The organism is Paenibacillus sp. AK002, from assembly GCF_053903045.1.
Window position 1 is genome coordinate 100426 of record NZ_CP096377.1, and the last position, 24023, is coordinate 124448.

At 53.3% G+C, this 24023-nt stretch carries 17 protein-coding genes; 11 read left to right on the forward strand and 6 right to left on the reverse strand.

Annotated elements, in window-relative coordinates; translation table 11 throughout:
- Positions 1–316 precede the first annotated feature (316 nt).
- Both M1D70_RS00485 and M1D70_RS00490 read right to left on the reverse strand, forming a co-directional pair.
- Positions 317–1144 (reverse strand): hypothetical protein, encoded by an 828-nt coding sequence (locus tag M1D70_RS00485; RefSeq protein ID WP_456288850.1) that lies wholly within the window; start codon positions 1142–1144, stop codon positions 317–319.
- An 11-nt stretch (positions 1145–1155) separates the two neighbouring features.
- Complete coding sequence (locus tag M1D70_RS00490) at positions 1156–3147, reverse strand: M1 family metallopeptidase (protein ID WP_456288851.1); 1992 nt, start codon at positions 3145–3147, stop codon at positions 1156–1158.
- Positions 3148–3294: 147 nt separating this feature from the next.
- Between M1D70_RS00490 and M1D70_RS00495 the strand changes: the two genes are divergently transcribed.
- Positions 3295–3813: a YwhD family protein gene (locus M1D70_RS00495; protein ID WP_009595531.1), complete on the forward strand. Its 519-nt coding sequence runs from the start codon at positions 3295–3297 to the stop codon at positions 3811–3813.
- Positions 3814–3905: 92 nt separating this feature from the next.
- Here the strand turns inward: M1D70_RS00495 and M1D70_RS00500 are convergent, their stop codons facing one another.
- The 3 genes from M1D70_RS00500 to M1D70_RS00510 all read right to left on the reverse strand — a co-directional run bounded on the left by M1D70_RS00500 (position 3906) and on the right by M1D70_RS00510 (position 7903).
- Positions 3906–5075 carry a copper amine oxidase N-terminal domain-containing protein gene (locus M1D70_RS00500; RefSeq protein WP_456288852.1) on the reverse strand — a complete coding sequence of 390 codons (1170 nt, stop codon included), beginning with the start codon at positions 5073–5075 and terminating at the stop codon, positions 3906–3908.
- A gap of 182 nt (positions 5076–5257) precedes the next feature.
- Positions 5258–7519 (reverse strand): heavy metal translocating P-type ATPase, encoded by a 2262-nt coding sequence (locus M1D70_RS00505; protein ID WP_456288853.1) that lies wholly within the window; start codon positions 7517–7519, stop codon positions 5258–5260.
- A complete protein-coding gene (locus M1D70_RS00510) occupies positions 7520–7903 on the reverse strand; it encodes an ArsR/SmtB family transcription factor (protein ID WP_009595554.1) in 384 nt (127 codons plus the stop codon).
- A gap of 408 nt (positions 7904–8311) precedes the next feature.
- On the opposite strand from M1D70_RS00510, the gene M1D70_RS00515 reads away from it, so the two are divergent.
- Entirely contained in the window at positions 8312–9190 is an 879-nt protein-coding gene (locus tag M1D70_RS00515) for a hypothetical protein (protein WP_456288854.1), read from the forward strand.
- A gap of 106 nt (positions 9191–9296) precedes the next feature.
- Here M1D70_RS00515 and M1D70_RS00520 read toward each other — a convergent pair whose 3' ends face one another.
- Entirely contained in the window at positions 9297–11357 is a 2061-nt protein-coding gene (locus M1D70_RS00520) for a transglycosylase domain-containing protein (RefSeq protein WP_456288855.1), read from the reverse strand.
- 332 nt (positions 11358–11689) lie between these two features.
- Between M1D70_RS00520 and speE the strand changes: the two genes are divergently transcribed.
- The 9 genes from speE (at position 11690) to M1D70_RS00565 (ending at position 24020) form a co-directional block, all read left to right on the forward strand.
- Positions 11690–12517 carry a polyamine aminopropyltransferase gene (gene speE, locus M1D70_RS00525; RefSeq protein WP_009595520.1) on the forward strand — a complete coding sequence of 276 codons (828 nt, stop codon included), beginning with the start codon at positions 11690–11692 and terminating at the stop codon, positions 12515–12517.
- Positions 12518–12535: 18 nt separating this feature from the next.
- Complete coding sequence (gene speB, locus M1D70_RS00530; protein WP_456288856.1) at positions 12536–13405, forward strand: agmatinase; 870 nt, start codon at positions 12536–12538, stop codon at positions 13403–13405.
- A gap of 496 nt (positions 13406–13901) precedes the next feature.
- Complete coding sequence (locus tag M1D70_RS00535; protein WP_009595527.1) at positions 13902–14387, forward strand: SRPBCC family protein; 486 nt, start codon at positions 13902–13904, stop codon at positions 14385–14387.
- 345 nt (positions 14388–14732) lie between these two features.
- On the forward strand, positions 14733–15698 hold the full coding sequence (locus tag M1D70_RS00540) for an ABC transporter permease (RefSeq protein WP_456288857.1): 966 nt from the start codon (positions 14733–14735) through the stop codon (positions 15696–15698).
- On the forward strand, positions 15698–16567 hold the full coding sequence (locus M1D70_RS00545; protein WP_009595532.1) for a carbohydrate ABC transporter permease: 870 nt from the start codon (positions 15698–15700) through the stop codon (positions 16565–16567). The genes M1D70_RS00540 and M1D70_RS00545 overlap by 1 nt, the downstream gene beginning before the upstream one ends.
- Before the next feature lie 83 nt (positions 16568–16650).
- On the forward strand, positions 16651–18192 hold the full coding sequence (locus M1D70_RS00550) for an extracellular solute-binding protein (RefSeq protein ID WP_456288858.1): 1542 nt from the start codon (positions 16651–16653) through the stop codon (positions 18190–18192).
- 55 nt (positions 18193–18247) lie between these two features.
- Positions 18248–19498 carry a Gfo/Idh/MocA family protein gene (locus tag M1D70_RS00555; protein WP_456290369.1) on the forward strand — a complete coding sequence of 417 codons (1251 nt, stop codon included), beginning with the start codon at positions 18248–18250 and terminating at the stop codon, positions 19496–19498.
- On the forward strand, positions 19482–21677 hold the full coding sequence (locus M1D70_RS00560; RefSeq protein WP_456288859.1) for a glycoside hydrolase family 88/105 protein: 2196 nt from the start codon (positions 19482–19484) through the stop codon (positions 21675–21677). Before M1D70_RS00555 ends, M1D70_RS00560 begins: the two co-directional genes overlap by 17 nt.
- 69 nt (positions 21678–21746) lie before the next feature.
- Positions 21747–24020 (forward strand): helix-turn-helix domain-containing protein, encoded by a 2274-nt coding sequence (locus M1D70_RS00565; protein ID WP_009595513.1) that lies wholly within the window; start codon positions 21747–21749, stop codon positions 24018–24020.
- Positions 24021–24023 lie beyond the last annotated feature (3 nt).

Consider the following 24023-nt stretch of genomic DNA (forward strand, 5'->3'; position numbering starts at 1 on the left):
TTCCAACATGCTAACGAAATTACATAGTTCCAGCAAAAAGTTACAGTAAAGATGACAAAGTTGTTACTAACATATTCGTTATTTTAGCAGAGTATTAACAATTTGGCAAATGAGGAAAGCTCATTTTTATACAAAAAAACCTGTCCCCGTCTTGCGGGATCAGGTTTTTTTGTAATTTGGCCATCGGAAAATGTAATATTGAGGAAAAATGGGCTCCTATTCTTTGTAAAATCAAATCCGAGAGAGAAATGTGTCGCTTCCGATTACAGCATATTTACGAGCTTGTTCATCATAAGATGGTAACGAAATGTAACGATTAGGCATGCTGCGAGGAAGAATCCCGCCACAAATGGTATTGGGCGGAAATTGCCCAAATTTGGAAAAGTCCATTTAGAAAATAGGAGGCTTGCTGAATAATCAAGCCGATCAATCCGGCCCAGAAGAGCGATGCCGAACTCAGGAGCAAAAGAATGACGCAGGCTGATCCGCCAACGGTAAGGGATAACAGCACGGCCGTGCCCAGTCGGCGGAAGAGCGCAAGAACGGAGCTGATCATGCCGGAATTGTCCGTACGGCCGAATTGCATATAGAGCAATAACAGGCGAATCAGATAGGCGTACAGAAACCAGCCGGCTGCATGAGGCAGCGCACGAAGCAGCAGAACCGGCTCATGGATCCCGTTCAGCAGTATCGGAAGGATTTTGGGCAGAATCCAGTATCCGGGCACAAAGGTAAGAACAAGTTCGATCAGATAGAATACCGTAACGGGCTTCCACAGCTTCTGCATGCCGGTGAAGAAGAATAATCCGCGCTCGCCCTTGGCCTCCTGATGGAGGTTATAGAAGATGCCTGCCCGAATGAGCGGGGTACATACCATCCGGATCAGGAGCAGAGCGGCCAGAAGCCAACCATAGGTATGGACCGTGCCGCTTAACGATAGACTCATCTCGCCCTCGTAGAAGAATAACAGGCGACTAAGCTCGTTAGGGGCAGAATCCGGATACCGCATCAGCAGGGGGACGACTGCCGATTTTACAAGCCGGTACAGGCAATATCCCCACAGCATGCGGTACAAGAACAGCAGAATGGAGACGTATAATTGGTCTTTAACACTGATCCAGCCTTGGCCTGCATAACTTTTCATGTGCTCCCCCCTCACCATGACAGGCTGCCGAACAACGTCTCCACAAGCTTGGTAATACTGAGATTCCAGCGTGTGACCACTTTCGGATCCATTCCTGCCTTCATATAGTTATTGATGTGTCTATTCTCCAGAACAATGGAGTATTTCGGATCAACCATAGCCCAGGCGAGCGGAGTGCTGTACTCCAGGGTGTACGTAACTTTACCGTCCTTGCCGCTCCAAGTTCGCTCCACCGTTTTGCCGTCCTCAAAGGCGAACACGATAGGCACATCGGTTATATCTCCGTCCTTGCTCGTGATCTTGACCGTGGATTCATACCGCGGATGGTCTGACGTGCCTTCATTTTTGGTTTTGATCACATCGATGGCGACGTCGGCCATTTGGCTTCCATATACATATTGGTCAAAATACGATTGCCAGGAGGTTTTGCTTACTTGCTCGACGACTTTCTGAAAATCTGACGTGGTTGGGTGCTTGAACCGGTATTTCTGGGCATAGGTATGCATGATTTTCCCCATCATCTGTGGACCGACCTGCCGTTCAATGCCTTGCAGCACCAGCTTGCCTCTCGTGTAAACATTCAGCGCGTAGTTCTCGTGTGAGCTGTATTTCCAGGACTCCATCTTCAGCGGGGCAGGGGAGGTAATCGATGCTCCTTGAGCAGCGGTGTTGGAGGTAATGCCGTATTCCTTCTCCATCACTCTTTCTTCTGCATAGGTTGCAAAGGCCTCGTCCAGCCACGCTTCCTCAAATTCGTTGCTTGCGATCATTCCGTAAAAATATTGGTGGGCGATCTCGTGAATGACGGTCCGTTCGAGCTCATAACCCGGCGAATCGTTCTTGGCACCGAAGGCCGTGACCAGCGTCGGGTATTCCATACCGCCTGCACCGTTGCCCGATTCCGGCGGCACGACGATGGACAACGTGGAATAAGGATAGGTTCCGTACCATTTACCAAACGAAGCCAGTGCCGACTTGGCGGCATCAAAGTAACGGTCCTTCAGGTCTTTATGGGCCGGATCGAGATACAGCTTGATGCGGACGCCCGGCACGCCCGGTGCCGAAAAGGCTTCCTCGGCCGTGGCAAAGTTGGGCGAGGCCGACCAGGCAAAATCATGCACATCATCGGCATAGAATTGATAAATTTTTTCCCCGTTCGATTTTTGGGCAGGCTTGGTCGGGAATCCGGTCGCGGCGACAATGTAATTTTCGGGCACCCGGATGCGAACGCTGTAAATGCCGAAATTGGAGTAGAACTCGGAGTTGCCGTGGTATTGATGAAGATTCCATCCTTCCTCGGCTCTTCCGCGAAGTCCGGCCGGTTCATAGACCGATACTTTAGGAAACCATTGGCCAGCCATAATAAAATTCTCGGTGGTACCCATGCGCGCGAATATTTTGGGAAGCTCGACTTCAAATTCCATGTGAATGGTGATGCTCTCCCCGCCCTTGATGGGTTTGGGCAATCTTAGTTTGGCAAGGCTGTGATCCTTGATGTTCCCGTCATCGGGTTGGACGAATTGAAGGCGATGGGTAAGGGCCAGTCCTTCCGTCGTTTTCACATTGGTAATGGTCATGGAGCCGTACCCGTCGTCCGGCATGGGGTCGGAACGAAGCCTGCCGCCCGATTCCTTCATAAAGGTCGTTTCATCGGAAGCAAAGGCATTGGGATACAGATGAAAGTACAGCTCATTTACGCTTTTTTTGCCTGGGTGAGTCCAAGTGAGTGTCTGCTTGCCCTTAAGCTTGTTCTCCTCAGGCTCGTACCGAACATCCATGTGATATTCCACCAGCCGGTCGCTTAGGGCCGGAGCGGGAGTATCAGGCTGCACCTTAGGCGGTGAGAGCGGGGCCTTCTCCACGGCAGAGGCAGAGGGCTTGCCCGCATTTGGGGCAAGGACAGACGCTGAGGGCCCTGGATTCAGAAATATCGGCATCGATCCTGCAAGCAAACCAAGGGCAAGCAGGGATGATAGAAAGACTTTGGCACGTGGTGGGACCATATCGAACAACCTCCCGTTGACAAGCATCTAGTGCATGTATATGTTTGCTTTTGGGGGATTATTAGTTAAAATAAAATTATTGGGACATGGTTATCAATTTAACGGCTGATACGTGAGAATCGGCTCTGATATAGGAGGTCGGCAGCAGTGGAGAACGAAGATCAGAAGCAGGGTGCGAAGAAACCCATTGCGTTGAATATTATCAATAGCAAGAGTAAGCATAAGGGGTTTGGATCCGGCTCCATCGATTTGAACAGTTTGTCGCCTGTCATCATCGACAATGGCGAGGCGCGAGTGGATATTGGAGCCATGCATGCAAAGAGCAAGGTGGAGAAGGGCATCCGTTTCAGCATGAACCGGGATGAAGTGCCCAACGGACGCCAGGTGTGGATCGTGTGGGTAGCTGTAGACCGTACCGCGGAAGGACAGCATTATGCAGGAATGACCGCGTGCGAAATGTGGATCGACCATGAAGCCCGCCGCGGCTGGAAAATCCTCGCCGACCATGTGAATAAAATGGATGCGGCGATGAAACGCAAGATTATTCTGGATGGGCTTGGCGACGTGGAGAAGAAAGCGCTGCGCGAACTGCTGATCTCCCGTAACGAGGAATGGTGGAATGCCTCCCCGGAGGAGTTTAGAGAAGCTCTTCAAACAGCGGAATGATACCGTAAATAAGCTATTTTCTAGATACGGACATAAGGAAAGACCGGTTGGATTCGTGAATGAATCCGCCGGTCTTTTTGTGATTGTTACGGTTAGAATGGAAGGGCGTAGGTCAGCTTTTTCTTTATATCAAGAAACGGATTTTCGTATTGAAGCTTCAGCTTGCCGCCGGCATATCCGTCATACGTAAGGCCGTCTCCGATGAAACCCACTTCGTTTGGCGGCATCTCCTCAATAGCCTTGATACTCTCCTCGTCCAAAAGATCGGGATAGATAAGTTCTGCGGACTTGCCTGTCGGTTCAACGATATACAGGGTTGCCTTCGTATAGGGACGGACGAGCAGGAAGTCCTGTTCGATCGCTTCCACAATAAAATGATCGTCAACACCGGTGAGGGCGGCGAGATCGTAGGTTTTTACCGTTTTGCCCATCGGATGAACCAGCTCCAGCGTGCTGCCATTCATCATGGCGATATTGCCTTTGTAGCTAAGTTGGTCCGAATGGTAGTTGATCCCGGCAAAATTGGTGTGATTGGTTTTGGAAAGCTTCAGGATTTTCTTGTCTTGAATGAGCACCCGATATCTCCCTTCATGGATATGAGGTTCTCCGTAATAATTGGACAAGTCGATGACATAGGTATTGCTGTTGATGCGATGTGCGCTCAAGCCCACTTGATCGATATCCTCAACCGGGAGAATGCCGACTTTCGTTGGCGTCGTTCCGGCTTTCCCCATGGACAGCATACCGGTCTCGCGATTCACCCAGAACAGCATATTGGCCTTGGAGGCATAAGCGTATCGGGACCAGGAATCAAAGGTGGTTCGAAGTCCGGATTTGCTGTCGTACTTAAGCTGAATGCCGAAGCCTTTGGTAATCAGGCTGGCGGGAACATAAGTCACGCCATTCTTCACAACCGGAGCTGCCTCAAGCTTCAGAGCGGTACCCTTGGCATTGACGGCGCGCGAGTTTCCAATAATCATGCGAACAGACTGGGTCGGGCTGTTAATGTACAGCTCGTTCTTTCCAGGGATCGTCAGCTGCAGCTGCAGCTGTTCGGAAACTTCCTTCAGTGGAATGAACACGACGCCTTTTTTCGTATAAGGTTTATGCTTCACATCGAGCGTGCTCCAGGCTGCCTTGCTCTGCGATGTGGAGGCTGCTGCCGCATGGGCAGGAATGGTTACGAGCGATGAGGATGTAAGCATTAAAGACAATGCTATGGATGCGGTACCTGCTAGTTTGATGATTTGTACGGATTTCATGTCTTTCCTCCTTCTGGTTTTCACTCCCGCCTATATAAACGACTAAATAATGGGAAATGTTTCATCAAATCGAAAAATCATGTAAAAAATGATATATGCGATGAAGCAAAGCTGAGGGGAGAGGGAGCATGAGAACCTAAAAAAACCGGAGCTGCCCAGAAGGGACGCAGCTCCGGTTTATATCAATGTCCTGATTGCAGCTCCTGATCCTTGCCAAGCAGAATGGTGAGACCCAGCAGGGTAACGATAATGGTGGCCCCCATGTCCGATATGATCGCGATCCATAGGGTCAGCCAGCCCGGAATCGTTAGCAGCAGAGCGATGGCCTTTAGCGACAAGGAAAGTCCGATGTTCCATTTAATAATCCGATTGACGCGTCTTGCGGTCTTGATGGCTCCGGGAAGCTTACCAAGGTGATCCTGCATCAATACGATGTCGGCGGTTTCGATGGCGCTGTCCGTTCCTTTTCCCATTGCGATGCCCAGATCGGCAGCGGCCAATGCAGGGGCGTCGTTAATGCCATCGCCGACCATGCCGGTCTTTTTGCGGGATCTAAGCTCCTTGATTTTGGCAACCTTCTGTTCCGGCAGCAGGCTTGCGAACACCCGCGATACGCCGGATTGTTTCGCGATCGCCTGCGCCGATTGCTCATGGTCGCCCGTCAGCATCACCGTATCCGCGATTCCAGCCTCATGAAGCTTGCGGACAACGGCTGCGGTCTCCGGCCTAATCTCATCGGCAAGACCGAATTGACCTAATACGCGCTCCTCGCTTACGGCGGCAACGATCGTGTACCCCTGGGCCTTCATTCTCCGAATGTCATCCTCAATGGCACGGATTTGATCTTGAGGGCCGCTCACATGCTTCAGCACTTCCTCGCTGCCCACCCAGAACAGCTTCCCTCCGATTTCAGCCCGAATGCCTTCACCCGGCAGCACCGTTATCTGTCGAGGTTCATTAAACATGCATTGCGGCTGCTTGATCTCCAGATGTTTCATGACGGCTTTGGCCAACGGATGGAGAGAGGATTGCTCCAGCGCGCCTACCACGGCATAAAATTTCTCTTCATCATATACGGTTTCCGCGTAGACGGCCGGCTCGCCCTTGGTCAGGGTTCCCGTCTTGTCGAAAGCGACGGCTTCCAGGCGTCCAAGCTGCTCCAGATGGACTCCGCCTTTAATTAGAATGCCGTTGCGTGCCGCACGGGTCATCCCGCTAACCAGCGCTATCGGCGAAGAGAGCACGAGCGAGCAAGGACACCCGACAATGAGAATGGACAGCCCCTGGTAGACCCAGGTCATCCAGGGCTGATTCAGCAGCAACGGAGGAATCAGCGCAACAGCCAACGCGATGATCATAATGGCGGGCGTATAGTATTTAGCAAATTTATCGATGAATAACTCCGTCGGCGTCTTGCTGTCCTGCGCCTCCTGCACAAGATGCATGATCTTGGCCAGGGAGGAATCCTGATAGGCCTTCGATATGGCGATGTAGAGCACGCCATCGGTGCTTACGCTGCCGCCAAAGACGGCGTCGCCCTCCCGTTTCGTAACAGGCACCGATTCTCCGGTTATAGCAGCTTCGTTCACCGCGCCGGTTCCCTGGGTTATCGCTCCGTCTGAAGGAATTTTCTCGCCAGGTCTTACCCGGACAACGTCTCCGGGAGAGAGGCTCTCGATCGGCACGCGTTTGGTTTGACCGTCTACCCAAAGCTCGGCTTCCTTCGGCGCTGCGGCCAGCAGCGCTTCCATGGATTGGCGGGCACGGTTCATGCCGTAGCCTTCCAGCAGCTCATTGAGGCCGAACAGAATGGCAACGAGCGTGGCTTCCCGCCACTCCCCGATAATGACGGCACCTACGAGCGCAACGGTCATCAGGGTATCCATATTGAATTTGAAGCGGGTCAGGTTACGCAGTCCGCGCAAAAAAGTCGTATACCCGCTCAATATCATGGCACCTGCGTATAATGCGATCACAACCGGCTCGGCGGCTTTCCCTTCTAATAGAAAAGTTAGCAGATAAAACGCAGCCGAGATGGACAGCAGCCACTTCATTTTTCGTTCGCTGCCATGGCTGTGTTCATGTCCATGTCCATGGCTTCGTCCGTGGTCGTGTTCATCTGACGCACCATGCGCGTGCGGGGAAGAGGCGGGCTGAACATCAGCGCCGGCAGCCGAAAGGGCTGTCTGGGGAGCGAAAACGATTCGGGCTCCATCACTTTTCAAAATGGTTTCTACCCGGTTTAGGTTCACCTGGGGGGAAAGGGTCAGCTTTCCGCTGTTATAACTCAGCCGGGCGTCGCCTCCATGGTCGAGCTTCTGGATCTCCTCCTGCATTTCACGGGTGCAGTTCGGGCACGAGAGGCCCTGGACCTTGTATTCGACAAGTTTGCTGCCACCTGCGTCAGGAGATGTTTTGGATTGCTGATGGTTGTCCGTGCTCATCTACACCCTCTCCTTCTGGTGCTCCAGCGTCATATGAAGCAAAGTCCGGATATGGTCGTCTTTTAGCGAATAGTATACATTCTTGCCCGCCTTGCGCGATTTGGCGATATTCTTGTTCTTCAGCGTGCGCAAATGATGGGAGGCTGTTGCGGTGGAGCTTCCGAGAACTTCAGCCACGTCGCAAACGCATAGCTCGCCGCCGCGGTCCAGCATATAGGCTACCTTGACCCGCGTCGGGTCGGCCAGCGCCTTGAAGATCTCGGCCATGCCGAGCATATCATCATCCGAAACCGTTTCTTTTAACAAAGCAACCCTCTCGGTTGAAGGACATTCCGTTTCACACAGCTCCAGAGCCACATCCTCGTTCATTGTTCGGGCATTCATAAGATCAACCTCCTTGAAATAGGAGCAATAAGTGCTCTTTATTTTATATATTCAAACGTTGATTTGATTGTTAGTCATAATATACCCGATTTACACATGATATTCAAACGAATATTTGATTGTTCACAAGCTTTTCACAGCGCAGGTTATGATCCGGCAAGTCATATCATATAAACCAATTCCAGCGTTAGGCGCAGCGGTCGCACAGAAAATCCTTCCATTTCATTTCACGCCAACTTATACTATTAGCAAAAAGATGTAAAATTCGCACAGGAAGAGTATCTTCGGCCCAGGCGCCTCAAGCGCTGCATCATATCCTGTACGGGCCATCGTTTCGACTCGAATGTGTACATTATCTAATACCTATCCTTCGATTTGCGGATGTGTATAAACAGGGGAGGCCGGAGTATGACTTGTCCGATATGTCGATATGAAACGGGAGATGGGAAATATTGCAAGAAATGCGGGGCCAGGCTGATTATCGAGGATTCCCCCGTCTTTGCGGCCATGAAGGAGCAAGCTGCCTCGTCGGAAATTTACGGCGTCGCCAGGCGAGGCGGAAGCATAAATAGGGAGATTTCTCATGTGCGCCAAGGAGAAGCTGCTCTGCCGGTGTATACTCCACCGGATATTTCATTTCCTACAGCAGGCCGCCAGCATGCCGAAGAGGAAGAGGGGCCGAATCCTTATTGGACCAGCTTAAAATTGTACGGGCAGCTCTATGGGGAACATTTCCTGAAGGGGCTAAGGCATCCCTTCAGCGCAGCTGCCGTAACGGACAACAGCCAGTTCTTAAACGCGATCGTATCCATGCTGCTCTATATTGTGCTCTTTCCGCTCGCGCTGTACGCAGCGCTTCATCATGAAATGCAGGGACTCCCGGAGGGGGCGTTTGTAGATCTTGTCCTGAAGCCTATTGTATGGATTGCGATTTTCTTGTTTTTGCTGAACGTCTTTACCTTCGCTGCAGTCAAGCTGTCATTTAACCCGGCTGCGAAGCTGAAAGAAGTCATGGCCAGGTTCGGCACATTGCTGCCGCTATACCTTGTGTTGTATGCGATCAGTCTGCTGTTCCTGTTTCTGAATGGCGATATATCCAAGGTGATCATCCTTCTAGCGTTTATCAGCACCGTGATGACCGTGCCGTTATGCGTCATGACCGGCTACAAGAGAAGAGTGGCCGGCGGCCTGGATCCGCTGTATGCGATCCTGCTGGTCTACGTTGCAGTCATGCTCGTCATCGTGCTTCTGGGCAGCTCCATGATCGAATATATGAGCATTTTATAAGAAGCCATCTACATAAAGAATCGTGAAAAAGAGAAAAACAGCAGGCTCTTTATCGGGAACGCCCGGAAAAAGAGCCTGCTGTTTTTTGACGTGACGGGCTATCCGTTTATTCGACCCACCATCGTTTGAAATCCTTCCACCAGGAACGTTCCTCCTGTTTCTCGGCAGCATCTGCAGGGTTAGCCTTCTTAGCGGGCTCCCCGCCCTCATGTTCGTCGCAATACTCCGTGGGCTCCGTCCCTCTGACGAAAACCTCCAGCATTTTGTCCGGACAGCCGGCGCCTGCAAGCTTGCCCGTCTTCGGATCCACATACGCGCTGACGACTTCATCCGGGATCGGAAAAATCTTGGGCGGCACGTTCTCCAGTGCCTTCTCCGTATATTGCGCAAAGATCGGCGCTGCGCGCCGTCCGTCGACCTTGCTGATCTCCCGTCCTTTGTCATACCCGACCCAAACCGCCGTCGACAGCTCCGGGGTATATCCGACGAGCCAGGCGTCGGTGTCGGTCGTGCCCGTCTTTCCGGCCACGGGCCGTTTCATCAGGGTGGAGACGCGGTTACCCGTTCCGCCGGTCTCGAATACCCCCTCCATCATGCGCGTCATCACGTAAGCTGCGGAAGGCTCAACTACTTGTTCACCTTCCTCTTCCGGAGCCGTAAACAAGCTGCGGCCGGCCGCGTCGGTGATGCTCAGTACGGCGACAGGGGAGACCCGCTTGCCGCTGTTAGCCATGACGGCGTAAGCGGAGGCCATCTCCAGCGGGCTGACGGGCGAGGTGCCCAGGGCCAGCGAAGGAACGGGCTCCAGCGGACTCGTGATGCCCATCTTTTTCGCCATGTCGGCGACTTTATCCGGGCCGATCTTCATGATGGTATTCACGGCATAGATGTTATCCGAGGCGGCAATGGCTTCCCGCATGGGGATTTCGCCAAAATATTTATCGCCGAAGTTGCTGGGCTGGTACGTTTTGCGATTGTTATCGTAATGAAACAGGGTAGGCTGGCTGTTGAACACGCTGGTGCTCGTCATTTCTTTGGATGCAATGGCCGTTAAATACATAATCGGCTTAAACGAGGAGCCGGGCTGCCTGGTTTTGGCCAACGCGTGGTTGTATTGATTCTCGCGGTAATTCTTACCGCCGACCATAGCTTTGATGTGGCCGTTTCGCGGGTCGATGGATACGAGCGCCGTCTCCAGCTCGCTCTTGCTGTCCATGCCCTCGGATACGGCCTCTTCGGCTGCTTTCTGGGCCCGCGGATCCAGGGTTGTATAAATGTTCAAGCCGCCCTGTTCGAGCTGCTGGTCCGTGATGTTCAACTGCTTGGTGACGAGAGCCCGGACATAGTCCCGGAAGTAGGAGGCAATTACTTTATTCTCCTGCCGGTCCTGCGGGAGCAGGGCAAGCTTGGCCGAAGCGGCTTTATCCGCCTCGGCCTCCGTGATGAATCCGGTCTCTGCCATGGCATTCAGGACGATCTGCTGTCTTTTGACCGCGTTGTCCTTATGATTGTAGGGCGAGTAATACGTGGGCCCCTTCGGAATGCCGGCCAGCATTGCGCTTTCGGCCAAGGTCAGGTTTTTCGCCGATTTGCCGAAATACAGCAGCGACGCCGACTCGATGCCGTAAGCGCCGTGACCGTAATAAATTTCGTTCAGGTACATTTCGAGAATCTGATCTTTCGTATATTTCATCTCAAGCTGGGCGGTGAATTTGGCCTCCTTGAGTTTTCGTGTCCATGTTTTTTCATGAGATAGGTATAAGTTTCGTGCAAGCTGCTGGGTTAACGTGCTCGCTCCCTGTTTGCGATCCATATGCTGCAGGTTGACCAATACGGCCCTGGCCATACCCTTCATATCGAACCCGGGATGATCATAGAATTTTCGGTCCTCCACCGCCAAGGTGGCCTGAATCAGGAGGGGGGATATGTCGGCCAGGTTCACCTGCTCGGATGTATGTCCCGTGCTTGAGAATGTGGCGATCAAATCTCCCTGGCTGTCGAGCAGACGGGAGTAGCGGGATGTTTCCGCGACCGGCAGCGGCGTTATAAATAAATAGGCGAGCAGAATGCCGCCGGCGATGATGGAAATGCCAAGGAGTACGAACAGAAATGTAGCAAGCCGGACGAAACGACGTTTGCGCTTGGGTGATTTTTTTTGCCCCGGCATCAGATGTTCTCCTTCCAGTCCTTTTGTAGAGTCAAGGCCTTTGTGCCGCCAAAAATGGAAATGTGCTCAAATTCTCCTTGGCTGCCTTCTTTTTCTATACAGTATGGGGCTGCAGCGGTCAGGATATTCATCGGAAAGGGCGCTGTTTTTGCTTCCGTTCGCATGTACCGGAACTTTTGGTTGCAATTTGGGCTTGATTTAATATAATCTAATTTGTTTGGTACAATAGGAAAAGTGTGAAACTGTAAGCTAAAGGCATCTGCCCCGAATAAAGTTTTACGGCTTGGATCTGGACGGCTGAACATTATTCTAGCGGAAAGAAGGTAGTGACGATGGAATTATGGTACACAGAGAAGCAAACCCCGACTTTTGGCATTACGGCTAAAATCCGGGAGACCTTTGTACATGAGAAGACGGAGTTTCAACAATTGGATATGATCGATACCGAGGAATTCGGGCGCATGCTCGTGCTGGACGGTATGGTTATGACTACGATTAAGGATGAATTCGTCTATCATGAGATGGTCGCTCACCCCGCGCTGAACACGCATCCAAATCCGAAGAAGGTTCTTGTTGTCGGCGGAGGAGACGGTGGCGTCATTCGCGAAGTGATCAAGCATCCGGGCGTAGAGAAGGCCGTACTCGTTGAAATTGATGGAAAAGTTATTGAATATTCGAAGCAGTACTTGCCTGAGATCGCCGGCAAGCTGGACGATCCGAAGGTTGAAGTGCTGGTTAACGATGGATATATGCACATTATCGAGCATAAGAACGAATACGATGTTATCATGGTGGACTCGACCGAGCCTGTAGGCCCGGCTGCTCCGTTGTTTGAGCGCGGATTCTATCAAGGGATCTATGAGGCGCTGAAGGAAGACGGTATTTTCGTGGCGCAAACGGACAATCCGTGGTTCAAAGCGGACCTGATTCAGCAGGTCAACAAAGACGTGAAGGAAATCTTTCCGATCGTGCGTGTCTATGGAGCGAACATTCCAACCTACCCAAGCGGTCTGTGGACCTTTACGATGGGCAGCAAAACATACGATCCGCTTGAAGTGGACGAGTCTGCGATTGATGAGATGGATACGAAGTATTATTCGCCTCGTCTGCATAAAGCCGCCTTCGTGCTGCCGAAATTCGTAGAAGACTTGGTGAAATAAGGAGGCGCGCATAAACTGATGAAACTGGACCAAGGTTATTCCGGCAACGTGTTTATTCTGAGCTCCGAGGATTATGAAGGATCCAAGGCCGTCATCTACGGTATGCCGATGGACTTCACGGTTAGCTACCGTCCCGGCTCCCGTTTCGGCCCGGCCCGTATCCGCCAAGCATCCGTTGGCTTGGAGGAGTACAGCCCGTACTTGGATAAGAGCATTGAAGATATCACTTATTTCGATGCAGGCGATCTGATGCTGCCTTTCGGCAATGCCGGTCGCAGTCTTGAAGTGATCGGCCATTATGTAGGCAAGCTGCTGGACGACGGGAAGTTCCCGATCGGACTCGGCGGAGAACACCTCGTATCGTGGCCGATTATTCAGAAGGTGTATGAGAAGTATCCTGATCTCATTCTGATCCATATCGATGCCCATGCCGATCTGCGCGAGCATTACGAGGGAGAGCCGTTGTCCCACTCCACGCCGGTCCGCAAGGCGGCGGGCATGATGGGCGGCAAGAACATTTATCAGTTCGGCATCCGTTCCGGCTCCCGCGAGGAGTTCCAGTATGGACGCGAGAACATCAATTTCTACCCGTTTGAGGTAGCCGCTCCGCTGAAGGAAGCATTGCCTTCCATGGGCAACCGACCGGTCTACGTGACTATCGACATCGACGTGCTGGATCCGTCTGCCGCACCGGGCACCGGTACGGCAGAAGCCGGCGGCATCACGTCGAAAGAGCTGCTGGAAGCCGTACATCTGATTGCAAACTCCGATGTGAACGTTGTTGGCTGCGATCTCGTGGAAGTGGCGCCGATCTACGATCCGACCGAGCAGACCCAGATCGTGGCTGCGAAGCTGATTCGCGAGATGCTGCTGGGATTCGTGAAGTAGGGGATTCCACCCACCCAAACCCTCCCTGCCAGGGAGGGCCCCAAGGGCGCTGCCCTCTGGACACCCGCAACGTTGGCGTTCAGCGGGCTGTGGAGATCGAAGCGGGGCTGGTGCTTGTTCCCGGCCACTCCTCGGTCTCCCCTGCGGGGACGTCCTCGTGGCCTTTGGTACGCCCATATTTCAGCCGAGGCTTTGCTCCTCGGCCGATGAAAGAAAAAGCAAGCCCTCCCTACCTAAGCCTAACGGCTATCGGGGACGGCTTGCTTTTTCGCATTTGTTGGAGGCCTCCTCGCGTGAGCTGCCCTGACGGGCATGCTCGGGGCCGGGAGTATCAGCCGAGTTGTCACTGCCGCTCGGCTGTGGTAGAAAAAGCAACCGTCCCCTCATCGAAGCCCGCGGTATCGGGGTTGCTTGCCCGAGCAATTGAGAAGAAATCCTCGACGAATCTATGGTGTAAACTTTAGATAGATTCAGATTTATTAAGGAGGGTTACATCATGACGAATGCTTCAAGCAAGAAGAGAACCGACACGGCATCAAGGGTTATTATGGCGTCGCCATCTACGATTTATCAGGCATTCTTGAATCCGGAGGCGCTGGCTTCGTGGCTTCCGCCAAAAGGGATGACAGGCCATGTCGACACGTTTGATGCCCGCGAGGGTGGGACTTATCGAATGATACTTACCTATAACGATACCGATCACTCGGCACCCGGTAAGTCTTCGGACAATACGGACGTCATTGAAGGAAAGTTTCTGGAGTTTGTTCACGAAGAGAAGGTTGTGCAGCTGGTCGAATTTGAGTCTGATGATCCCAGTTATGCAGGGTTTATGAAGATGACATGGGCATTGGAGCCGCTTGCGGAAGGCACCCAAGTCACGATCGTGTGTGAGAATGTGCCCGAAGGCGTACGGAAGGAAGATCACGATGAAGGCTTGAGGTCCACACTCGAGAATCTCGCCGAATCTACGGAGGGACAATAGACGGTCGGCTACGTTTGTGCTTATATGTTTTTCATAACAACATCTGAATGAAGAACCAGCCACCTTCTCTATCGCTGCAGGTAGCTGGTTTTTTCTTTTCGAAATGAAACCAAACCCATCCTCCATCCCATCAACAAATCCTTTTTACCCTCCTTCCGTTTGCTTGCTCCTCCCTAATTTCAAGTTCGACTTCAACTCCATTTATGGGTACACGATACGCGTAGTTGTGGGAAGAATCGGCGATCTGCTCATTGCGTGTTGGATTGAACGATTGTGCCGATTTATCGGAAGCCGTTAATATTGGCGTTACATCGACCATATCGACGAAAAGGAGGTACGAATACGATGGCAGCCCAGTCACCCGAATTAAAGCGCGAGGATTTGATAACCGCCCGGCATCCAGGGACATCCCGTAATCGGTACATAGCCAACATCCGCAAGCATTGGATGCTGTATCTCATGATCATACCCGGAATTCTCTATTATGTTGTGTTTAAATATGTACCGCTGGCGGGCAGTGTCATCGCATTTCAGGACTATCAGATTTTCAAAGGCATCCTTGGCAGTCCGTGGGTGGGACTGGACAATTTTGGATTTATTTTTTCCTACCAGGATTTTTACAACGTGCTGCGCAATACGGCGGTGATCGCTCTCTATCAGCTTGTTTTTGGTTTTCCGGCTCCGATCGTGCTGGCTCTGCTGTTCAATGAAATCCGCATCATGCTGGCAAAACGGGTCGTGCAAAGCATGTTCTATCTTCCGCACTTTTTATCATGGGTTGTTGTCGGCGGGATCGTCTTCGAGCTGTTATCCAACCAAGGGGTCGTGAATGCGGTGCGGGACTGGTTCGGCTACGAACCCATTCTGTTCATGCAGGAGGAGCGGTATTTCCGAGGGATTGTCGTCCTGTCCTCGATCTGGAAGGAAGTAGGCTGGGGAACGATTATTTATTTGGCTGCCATCGCCGGCATCAATCCGAATTTATATGAAGCAGCCGTCATGGATGGAGCGAGTCGGTGGAAACAAACGATCTATATTACGCTGCCCACGATGTTTCCGACGATTCTGGTGCTGTTCCTGCTGCAGATCGGTAATTTCCTGGAGCTCGGCTTCGATCAGATTTACAATTTACTGACACCGATGACGTATTCGGTAGGCGATATCATCGAAACGTACGTCTATCGTGCGGGTGTGCTTCAGGGACAATACAGCATGACAACGGCCATTGGGCTGTTCCAGTCCGTCATTGGGTTTATACTGCTGTGGATTTTTAACCGGTTGGCCAGAAAAACGGATCAGGGGTTGTGGTGATGAAAGCGACATTCGGAGAAAAAATGTTTCAGACGCTGAATTATGTGTTTCTGTTCGCTGCTGCGGTGACAATGCTGTTCCCGCTTCTTCAGCTGCTTGCCGTATCGCTCAGCTCCCCGGTAGCTGCCGATTCGAAGGAAGTATTCCTGCTCCCCGTGGAGTTTACGACCGCTTCTTGGGAGCACGTATTAAAAAATAAAGGCCTGTGGACATCATTCGGGATTACCGTATATATTACGATCGCCGGGACGCTGCTCAGCATGCTGTTTTCGGTCATGACGGCATACCCGCTTTCACGACGGGAATTTCTGATCCGCAAACAAGTCATGTTCGGCATTGTGCTAACGATGATTTTCAACGCGCCGATGATCCCGTTTTTTTTGACCGTTCGCGAGCTTGGCATGATGAATTCCTTGTGGGCTCTCATCATTCCCGGTCTGGTCGGCACATTCAACATGATCATTATCCGGACCTTTTTCATGGGCATTCCCAGTGAACTGGACGATTCGGCGCGAATCGACGGATGCAGCGAATTCGGCATATTGTTCCGCATGTACTTGCCTTTATCCAAACCGGTGATGGCGACGGTCAGTCTGTTTTACGCGGTCGGATACTGGAACACCTTCTCCCGTGCGGTGCTGTTTATAAGGGATCCGGAGAAATGGCCGCTTCAAATGAAGCTGAGAGCTTACCTGCAGTCTCCCGAAGAGCTGGCTGCGGTCAATCTGTTTCTTGGGGATTACGATTTCAACACGACAACCTTGAAAGCGGCAACCATCCTGTTTGCCACCATCCCGATCATTCTGGTGTACCCGTATCTGCAAAAATATTTTGTCAAAGGGTCCATGCTGGGTTCGTTAAAGGAATAAGGCAAAGAGAGGCAGGCGATATGAAATCGGCCTTGAAGCCGGTTTGATATAACAACCAATCCGAAAAAGGGGAGGATTTACTTATGTCGAAATGGTTTTTCCAGAAAGGGGCATGGAAACCGGCGCTCACGGCGACACTTGCGGCAGTCATGCTGTTTGGCTGCGGCGGCAAGGGCGACAACGAATCGCAAGCGGGCCAGGGCGGGGAGGGAAATGAAGAACTTACACAAGTAAAGGTGTTCAAAAGCCACATGGGCGTCGGCACGATTCCGGGCGCGGATAATCCGCATGTCCAGTATGTGGCGGAGCGGACCGGCGTGGAATATCAGCTGGTGACGACCCCGCCGGGATCGGAGCCGACCGAATATCTCAATCTGATGATTGCATCCGACGACTTGCCCGATATTCTTCGGCCCATCGGCGGGATCGAGCAGACCCTTATTCGCCAGGGAGGAGCGCTGGCACTGGATGATTTGCTGCCCCAGTATGCCCCGAACGTCTGGAACAATATCCCGCAGGAGGCATGGGATGTCGTTCGATCCGCTTCGCCGGACGGCAAAATCTATTATGTGCCTAAAGTGTTCCTGGTGCCGGAAAGAGCGCCGCTGATCCGCCAGGATTGGCTTGACAAGGTGGGGATGTCCATGCCGAAGACAACGGAGGAATACAAGGAGGTGCTGCGCGCCTTCCTCAACGAAGACCCGAACGGGAACGGTCTGAAGGACGAACTGCCTACAACGGGCCGCGAATTCGGCAAATGGATGGACCATTTGTTCGCCATGTTCGGCGTCGCGATGTGGGAGGGGAGTCCGGAATGGGACGTCTATGACGGAAAAATCCAGTATGCCGGCGTAACGGACAATATGAAGGCTGCCATTGCGTTTGCCCGTGAGTTATATGACGAGAAGCTGCTGGACAACGAGACGTTTCTGAACAAAGGCGATGTATGGACAGCTAAAATCAATAACAATCTGGTCGGCAGCTGGTACCACCTTCCCGCCAACCTGCGCGATCGGTTCACGGCCATGCAGCAAAAAGCACCGGATGCTTATATCGTTGGCATGCCGCTTCCAAAGGCCGATGGGTTTGAGGGATTTGTCACGCAGAAGAGCATGGGCGAACCGGAGTGGATCATTCCGGCAAAGGCCCAGGATAAAGCTCCGGCCGCCTTGAAGCTGCTCGATTTCTTCTATGATCGGTCGAATGATGAATTTACCCGCTTTGGCATCGAAGGATTGCAGCATGAAGTTGTTGATGGCAAAAAAGTGCTGCTTCCGGCCGAGGACAGCCGTCCGTTGGCCCTCGGCATGCGCAACCTGACGACAAAGGAGGATATGGACATCCGGATTCAGGAGACGATCCCGGAAGACATGCAGCAGATGGTGAAGGATATATTTGAGGTGAGTACCGCGGACGCGAAGCGGATCGCCGGGGATGGACTTCCAAGTACCGTGTATGAAGGCTTCCCGGACATTCAATCGCATAAGCTGTTTCAGGAGTATGTAACCAAGATCGTCATCGGCGAATGGCCGCTGGAGAAGTTCGATGAATTCGTCGACCGCTGGCATGAGGCAGGGGGAGACGAAGTAACGAAGAGGGTAGAGGAATGGTACTCAAGGATGTGATCATACAGTGAAAAAGAAATATGCCATATGCGGTGTGAGCGGTCGTGCGCTCGGCATGTTCGCCAAACCGATTCTGACGACGCATGCACGGCGCTGCGACCTGGTTGCCATACTGGATTGCGATCCGGCCCGCTTCGAGCTGTACCGCTCCCGCTTCCCGGAGCATACCGCCGTCGGAACTTACGGTGAAGAGGAATTCGGGAAGATGATTGACGAGACTCGGCCGGATGTGGTCATCGTGGCGGGGCGCGACGATACGCATGCGCGTTATATTGTTGCCGCGCTTGAACGGGATCTGGATGTCATCACGGAAAAGCCGATGGTCACGACGGGTAAGGACGCGCGGCGCGTGTTGGATGCGGAGCGGGTGAGCAAAGGCTCGGTGACGGTCACGTTTAATTACCGTTATGCCCCGATTCACGCCAAAATCAAAGAGATGGTGTGGGAGGGCAAACTCGGCCGGATTACATCCGTCGATCTCAACTGGTATTTGGACACGTATCACGGCTCCAGCTACTTCAAACGGTGGAACCGCCGGCGCGAAATGTCAGGAGGCCTCTCCATCCATAAAAGCACGCATCATTTCGACCTTGTGAACTGGTGGATCGGTCAAAAGCCGGTCGAGGCCTTCGCCTACGGGGCGCTCCATTATTACGGTGCCCAAGGGGAGCTGAATCCGGGCAAAGAAGACGGTCGCCATTGCGGAACCTGCCTCACAGCCAGCCGCTGTGCTTATCATTCGCGCTGGAACGCACGTCATGTGCAGGACGATCATCTCGGTCAGCTGGATAGCGGGGGACCGCAATTTCCTTATACAGGCTACCGCCCGGACCGGTGTATTTTTGATGATGAGATCGATATTGAGGATACGTATGCGGCCACCGTCAAATACAGCGGAGGCGCACTGCTCAGCTATTCCGTCAACTTTTCGCTGCCGTATGAAGGGTATCGCTTGGCGATCAACGGTACGAAAGGCCGGTTGGAGACGATCGAATATCATGCACCGTCCCGAACCCCTTTTCCAACACCGATCCAGACGATCGATTACTTCCCGTTGTTCGGCTCCAAGGAAACCATCCATGTCGTCCATCGGGAAGGCGGCCATGGAGGAGGCGACCCGCTTCTGCTGAACGACCTGTTTCTCGGTGAGAACCGGGAAAGGCCGTTCCCGGTTTTGTCCGGGGCTGTGGATGGCGCCTATTCCGTGGCAACGGGGGAAGCCGTGTGGCGTTCCGTGAAGGAACACCGTCCGGTGGCGATAGCGGATGTTCTGGGCGGGTGGAAGGAGAGTGAGCCTATTGAATGATAAAGGATACGTTGATCCGGCGGAAAGCCTGGCTTCCCAAACAGAGGGCAGTAACATCGAGCATGCGCTAACGGTCATTGCCCAGCGTTATGTCGGTGACAATCCGCCTCATGCCCCGGTTTACCGGGTGACGCGCAAGAGTCCGATCCGCAAGCGGGCCGACCACTGCTATCAACTCCCCATCGCGGATACGTTCCCCGAGATGACGGGGAGCCAGGTGGTCTACGCCTGGACGAAGCTGTGGGCTGCCGAACCGCAGATCTTCCCCTTTCTGATGGAATGGACGGGGCAAGTTCGGCTGTACCATAACGGCCGGAAGCGGTTCGGTTCGGCGCCAGGGGAAGAAGCGACAGCAGGCGAATTGCCTCTGAAGCTTGGGATTCAGCTTACCAAGGGATGGAATCACTTCGTCCTGGAATTCCGCCGGAGCCCAAACGGCTGCGGAGCGGTATTTGGCACAAGCAACCGCAAGAACAAGCCGTTTCACTTTCTGGCTCCATCCATGGAGCGGGAGGGCGAGGAAGGATGGATTGTGACGATGCCGATGGACGGGGCGCTTGCCCGCATCCCCGATTCAATGGAAAGCGAATCATGGACGGGTGCACAGTGGCTGCCCGTGCCAGCAAAGCACGGTGGGGAAGCAGATGGCGGCCCAATGTTGAGAATGTACGGGCGGAAGCCGGGATATGCCGCTTACGCCTGGACTGCCGTGGTCAACCGGACCTTAACGGGCAAGAAGGTGACCTTGTCAGGAACCTCTTATGGACCGGTCCGGTTTGAATGGAACGGCAGGGAGGTTTACACAAGTCGGGAGGCAGGCACATTCCGTATTGCCATCGATGTGCCTCCCGGCCGCGGGGAGCTTACCGCACGCAGCGAATACGTTCAAGAGGGCTGGGGGTTCGAGGTCAGCGAAGCCTCGCCTGAAGGGATGTTGACCGCGCCGCGCAGGGTGCACGGCCTGACCGGCGAGTGGCTTTATCTGGGTCCGATCCGTGCGGAAGCAGAACTTGAGCTGTCCGACTATTTCGGACTGGATACGGTTGCTGTTGACGGCGGACAGACGCTGTTCTGGACAGGAAGCGAACCGGGAGCCTGTGTGAGGCCGTTTTTGGAGAATGAGCTTTTCGGCCGCTGGAATTATCCGCTTGGTGTCACGATGTACGGCTTGTTGGAGACGGGCAGGCTGCTTAATCGCCTGGACATCCAGGAATATGTGCTCCGCCATGTCGAGTTTTCCGCAAGGCATTACGAATATTCCTTATGGGATCGGGAGGAATTCGGTGCGGCAGGGCTGAACAATCAGCTGTCCGACATCGACAGTCTGGACGATTGCGGATCTTTCGGCGCGCTAGCCATCCTTGCAGACCGAGTTCGATCCTTGAAAGGGGTGCATAGGGCAGCGGACGACATCGCCCGGTACATCATGGATAAGCAATCACGTCTTGAGGATGGGGCGCTTTATCGCGAAGTCGGCGTTTCCCCGAGCATGCACCTTACGATGTGGTGCGACGATATGTACATGAGCGTACCGTTCCTGTGCCGATACGCCGAGCTGTCCGGCGATTCCCGCTATCTGGACGAGGCAGCACGCCAGCTTCTGCTGTATAAGTCCTACCTATACCTGCCCGACCTGCAGTTGATGTCGCATGTATACGATGTACGTCATGGGCAGCCTTCCCGGACGGTATGGGGACGAGGCAACGGATGGGTGTTTTTCTCGCTGTCAGAGCTGCTTGCCGTGCTTCCGTTTGGCCATCCCGACTATGAGGGACTGCTGCTTTTTTATCGCGCGCTGGCGGAAGGGTACCTTCGTGTGCAGGGAGTAAACGGGTTATGGCACCAAGTGCTGACAGACCCTGAATCCTATGAGGAAGCCTCGTGTACCGCAATGTTTATTTTCGGCATGGCGCGGGGGATTCGCCACGGCTGGCTGGAGGACCCGGATCCGTACTTGCAATCCGCCGCTGCGGGGTGGGAAGGTTTAACCAGCAGGGCCATCGACCGCCTGGGAAATGTGTATGGCGTGTGCAAGGGCAGCAGCTGGTCGACCTCGCATGCGTACTACAAGCACGATTTATCGTGGAACTTGAATGATACGCACGGAATCGGCATCGTGCTGTTGGCCGGAGTCGAGCTGCTCGGACTGATGCGGGCCAGCCCAATTGTAAACGCTTAAATTTGCGTGACGGCAGGAGCGGAACGTGAGCTATAATGGAACCATTCTGGTAGTAAAGCGGGGGTTGATATGTTCCTATCGATCGGCAAGTGGCTGAAATACACGCTGGCCCATACGCAAGCGAGGCTGGTGCTCATTTTGACCGTTTCCGTTTTTATGATCATTTTGGCCGTCAGCCTGACATCATATTACACCTCCAAATCGGTGCTTCAGGAAGAGCTCAGCGAGCCGCAGCACCAAATGCTGCAGATCAGTATGAAATATATCGACGATTTGATCCGGGAGAGCGACAAGATTGCGGTCCAGGTCGCGGTGAATGACGATATCTACGATTTTCTGACGAGCGAGAATCAGAACTCGGTGTCCAATATATCGACATTGTACCGACTGCTCTCAACCTGGATCAGCAACTCAAAATACATTAACAGCATATACGTTTACGATGTCGAGCGGGGAAGCTTTATTTCGCTTCCGCAGGGATACAGCTCGAGCAAGCTCACATTCGTGGATTCCGAGTGGACCGGTATCGCTGATGAATTCGGAGACGACATGATGATGATCCGCAAAAGGCATGTCCCCGAGGGGGCGGGCAATAAAGGGTCGGAGCTGACGCTGTTCCGCAAAATCATGATCCAGGGCCGATTAAGAGGCGTCGTAGCGGTCAATTTGCTGGATGCTGAACTGTTCGCGAAATTGAATCCGCCGGCGCTGTCGCAGCTCGACAGCATGCGGTACATCGTGGACCAGCATAATAACATTCTTTATTCGGTTTCGAATTCGGAATTCAAACCGGAAGCGGTGAGGCAGGCGCTGCACGAGCTGAAGGAAGACCACTTCGGGGATTTTTCCCATGAGGGTCGGAAGCTGCTGGTCAATCAAATCGAATCGCCGCTGACCGGATGGAAATACGTATCCATCGTCTCCCAGGATAGTTTGCTTGCACAGTCCAAAAAGGTGCGAGACACGGTGCTGTATGTATCGGTGGCGGCACTTGCGCTCGGCGTGCTGACCATTCTGTATGTAAACTCCGCGGCCTTCCGCCCGGTGCGCAGGCTTAAGCAGCTGTTCAGCGCCTACAACGGGAAGGCGACCAGCCCGGATCGCATCGATCTGGAAAAGCTGGCTGGCGAACTGCTCAGCAATCATGCGCATCTGTCTCAGCTGATCCGCGAGACGATATCCGATGCGGCTTCCAAGTTTTTGTATGATATTCACTCGGGTCATATGAGCGGCAGACGCGAAATCCGCGAGAAGTGGAGACGGTATTTTGCGGAATGGACGGATGCGCCCGTCACGGTAGCGGTGCTGTCGATCGACCGCTATGATTCGTGGTCGCGCAGGTTTCCGGCCAGTGACCACTCGCTGCTGAAGTTTGCCTTGGCCAATATCATGGCAGAGCTGCATGAGCCCGAATGGAGGGTGGCCTGTGCCGATTTCGGAGCGGACCGGATGGCTATCCTGTTTCAACCGCGGAGCGGGGAAACTCGGCCTCCGCTGGCCGAGGCGATCGAAACGGTGTCCCGTTTGCTGAAATTCAGCGTGTCCGCTGGCGTGAGCATGCCGCAGAGCGAGGTTTGCCGGTTAAAGCAGGCCATGCTGGAAGCGGAGAACGCGTTAACCTACCGTTTATATAAAGGGTACGGTCAGCTCGTGCCGTTTCAGGATGTATCCAGTCACGAAGTGACGGATATGCAGCCGCAGGAAGATGGCATACGAGAGTTGATGACTGCTGTGGAGACCGGTGAAGGGGAGCGGGCTATAGAGCTGCTTGGGCGTATCATTGGCGATATCCGCAGCCGTTACTGGTATCCTTCGGAGGCGCTTGCCTTGCTGCAGGCGCTGCTGGAACGTCTTAAAGGGATATGCCCAGAGGGAGAAGGCCCCGAGGGGGACCCGGCAGGTCGGCTGGGCACGCTGTACATTGAAGATATCGAGGCGGAGCTTTCCGGCCTGATTTCGGTCTTGGCCGACCGTTACCGCCGTTTAATCGGCAGCAAGGATTTCTTGATGTGCCAGCGGATGATCGAATTCATGGAGCAGCACCTCGGCGATCCGATCGGCATTCCGGAAATTGCAGAATCGACCGGCATCAGCAGCAGCTTGGCCAGCCAGCTGTTCAAGCAGGAGACAAACGAAACGATCTATAACTACTTAACCCGGCTGCGGATGGAGCGGGCTAGCGAGCTGCTGGTCAAAACCGACCGCAAAATATCCGATATCGCTCAAATGGTGGGCTACCAGCATGAAAACAGCTTCATTCGCAGCTTCCGCAAATTCAAGGATATCACCCCGGGCAAATACCGGGATATGATGAGAACCCGGATAGACGCCTTGTTTGAATGAAGG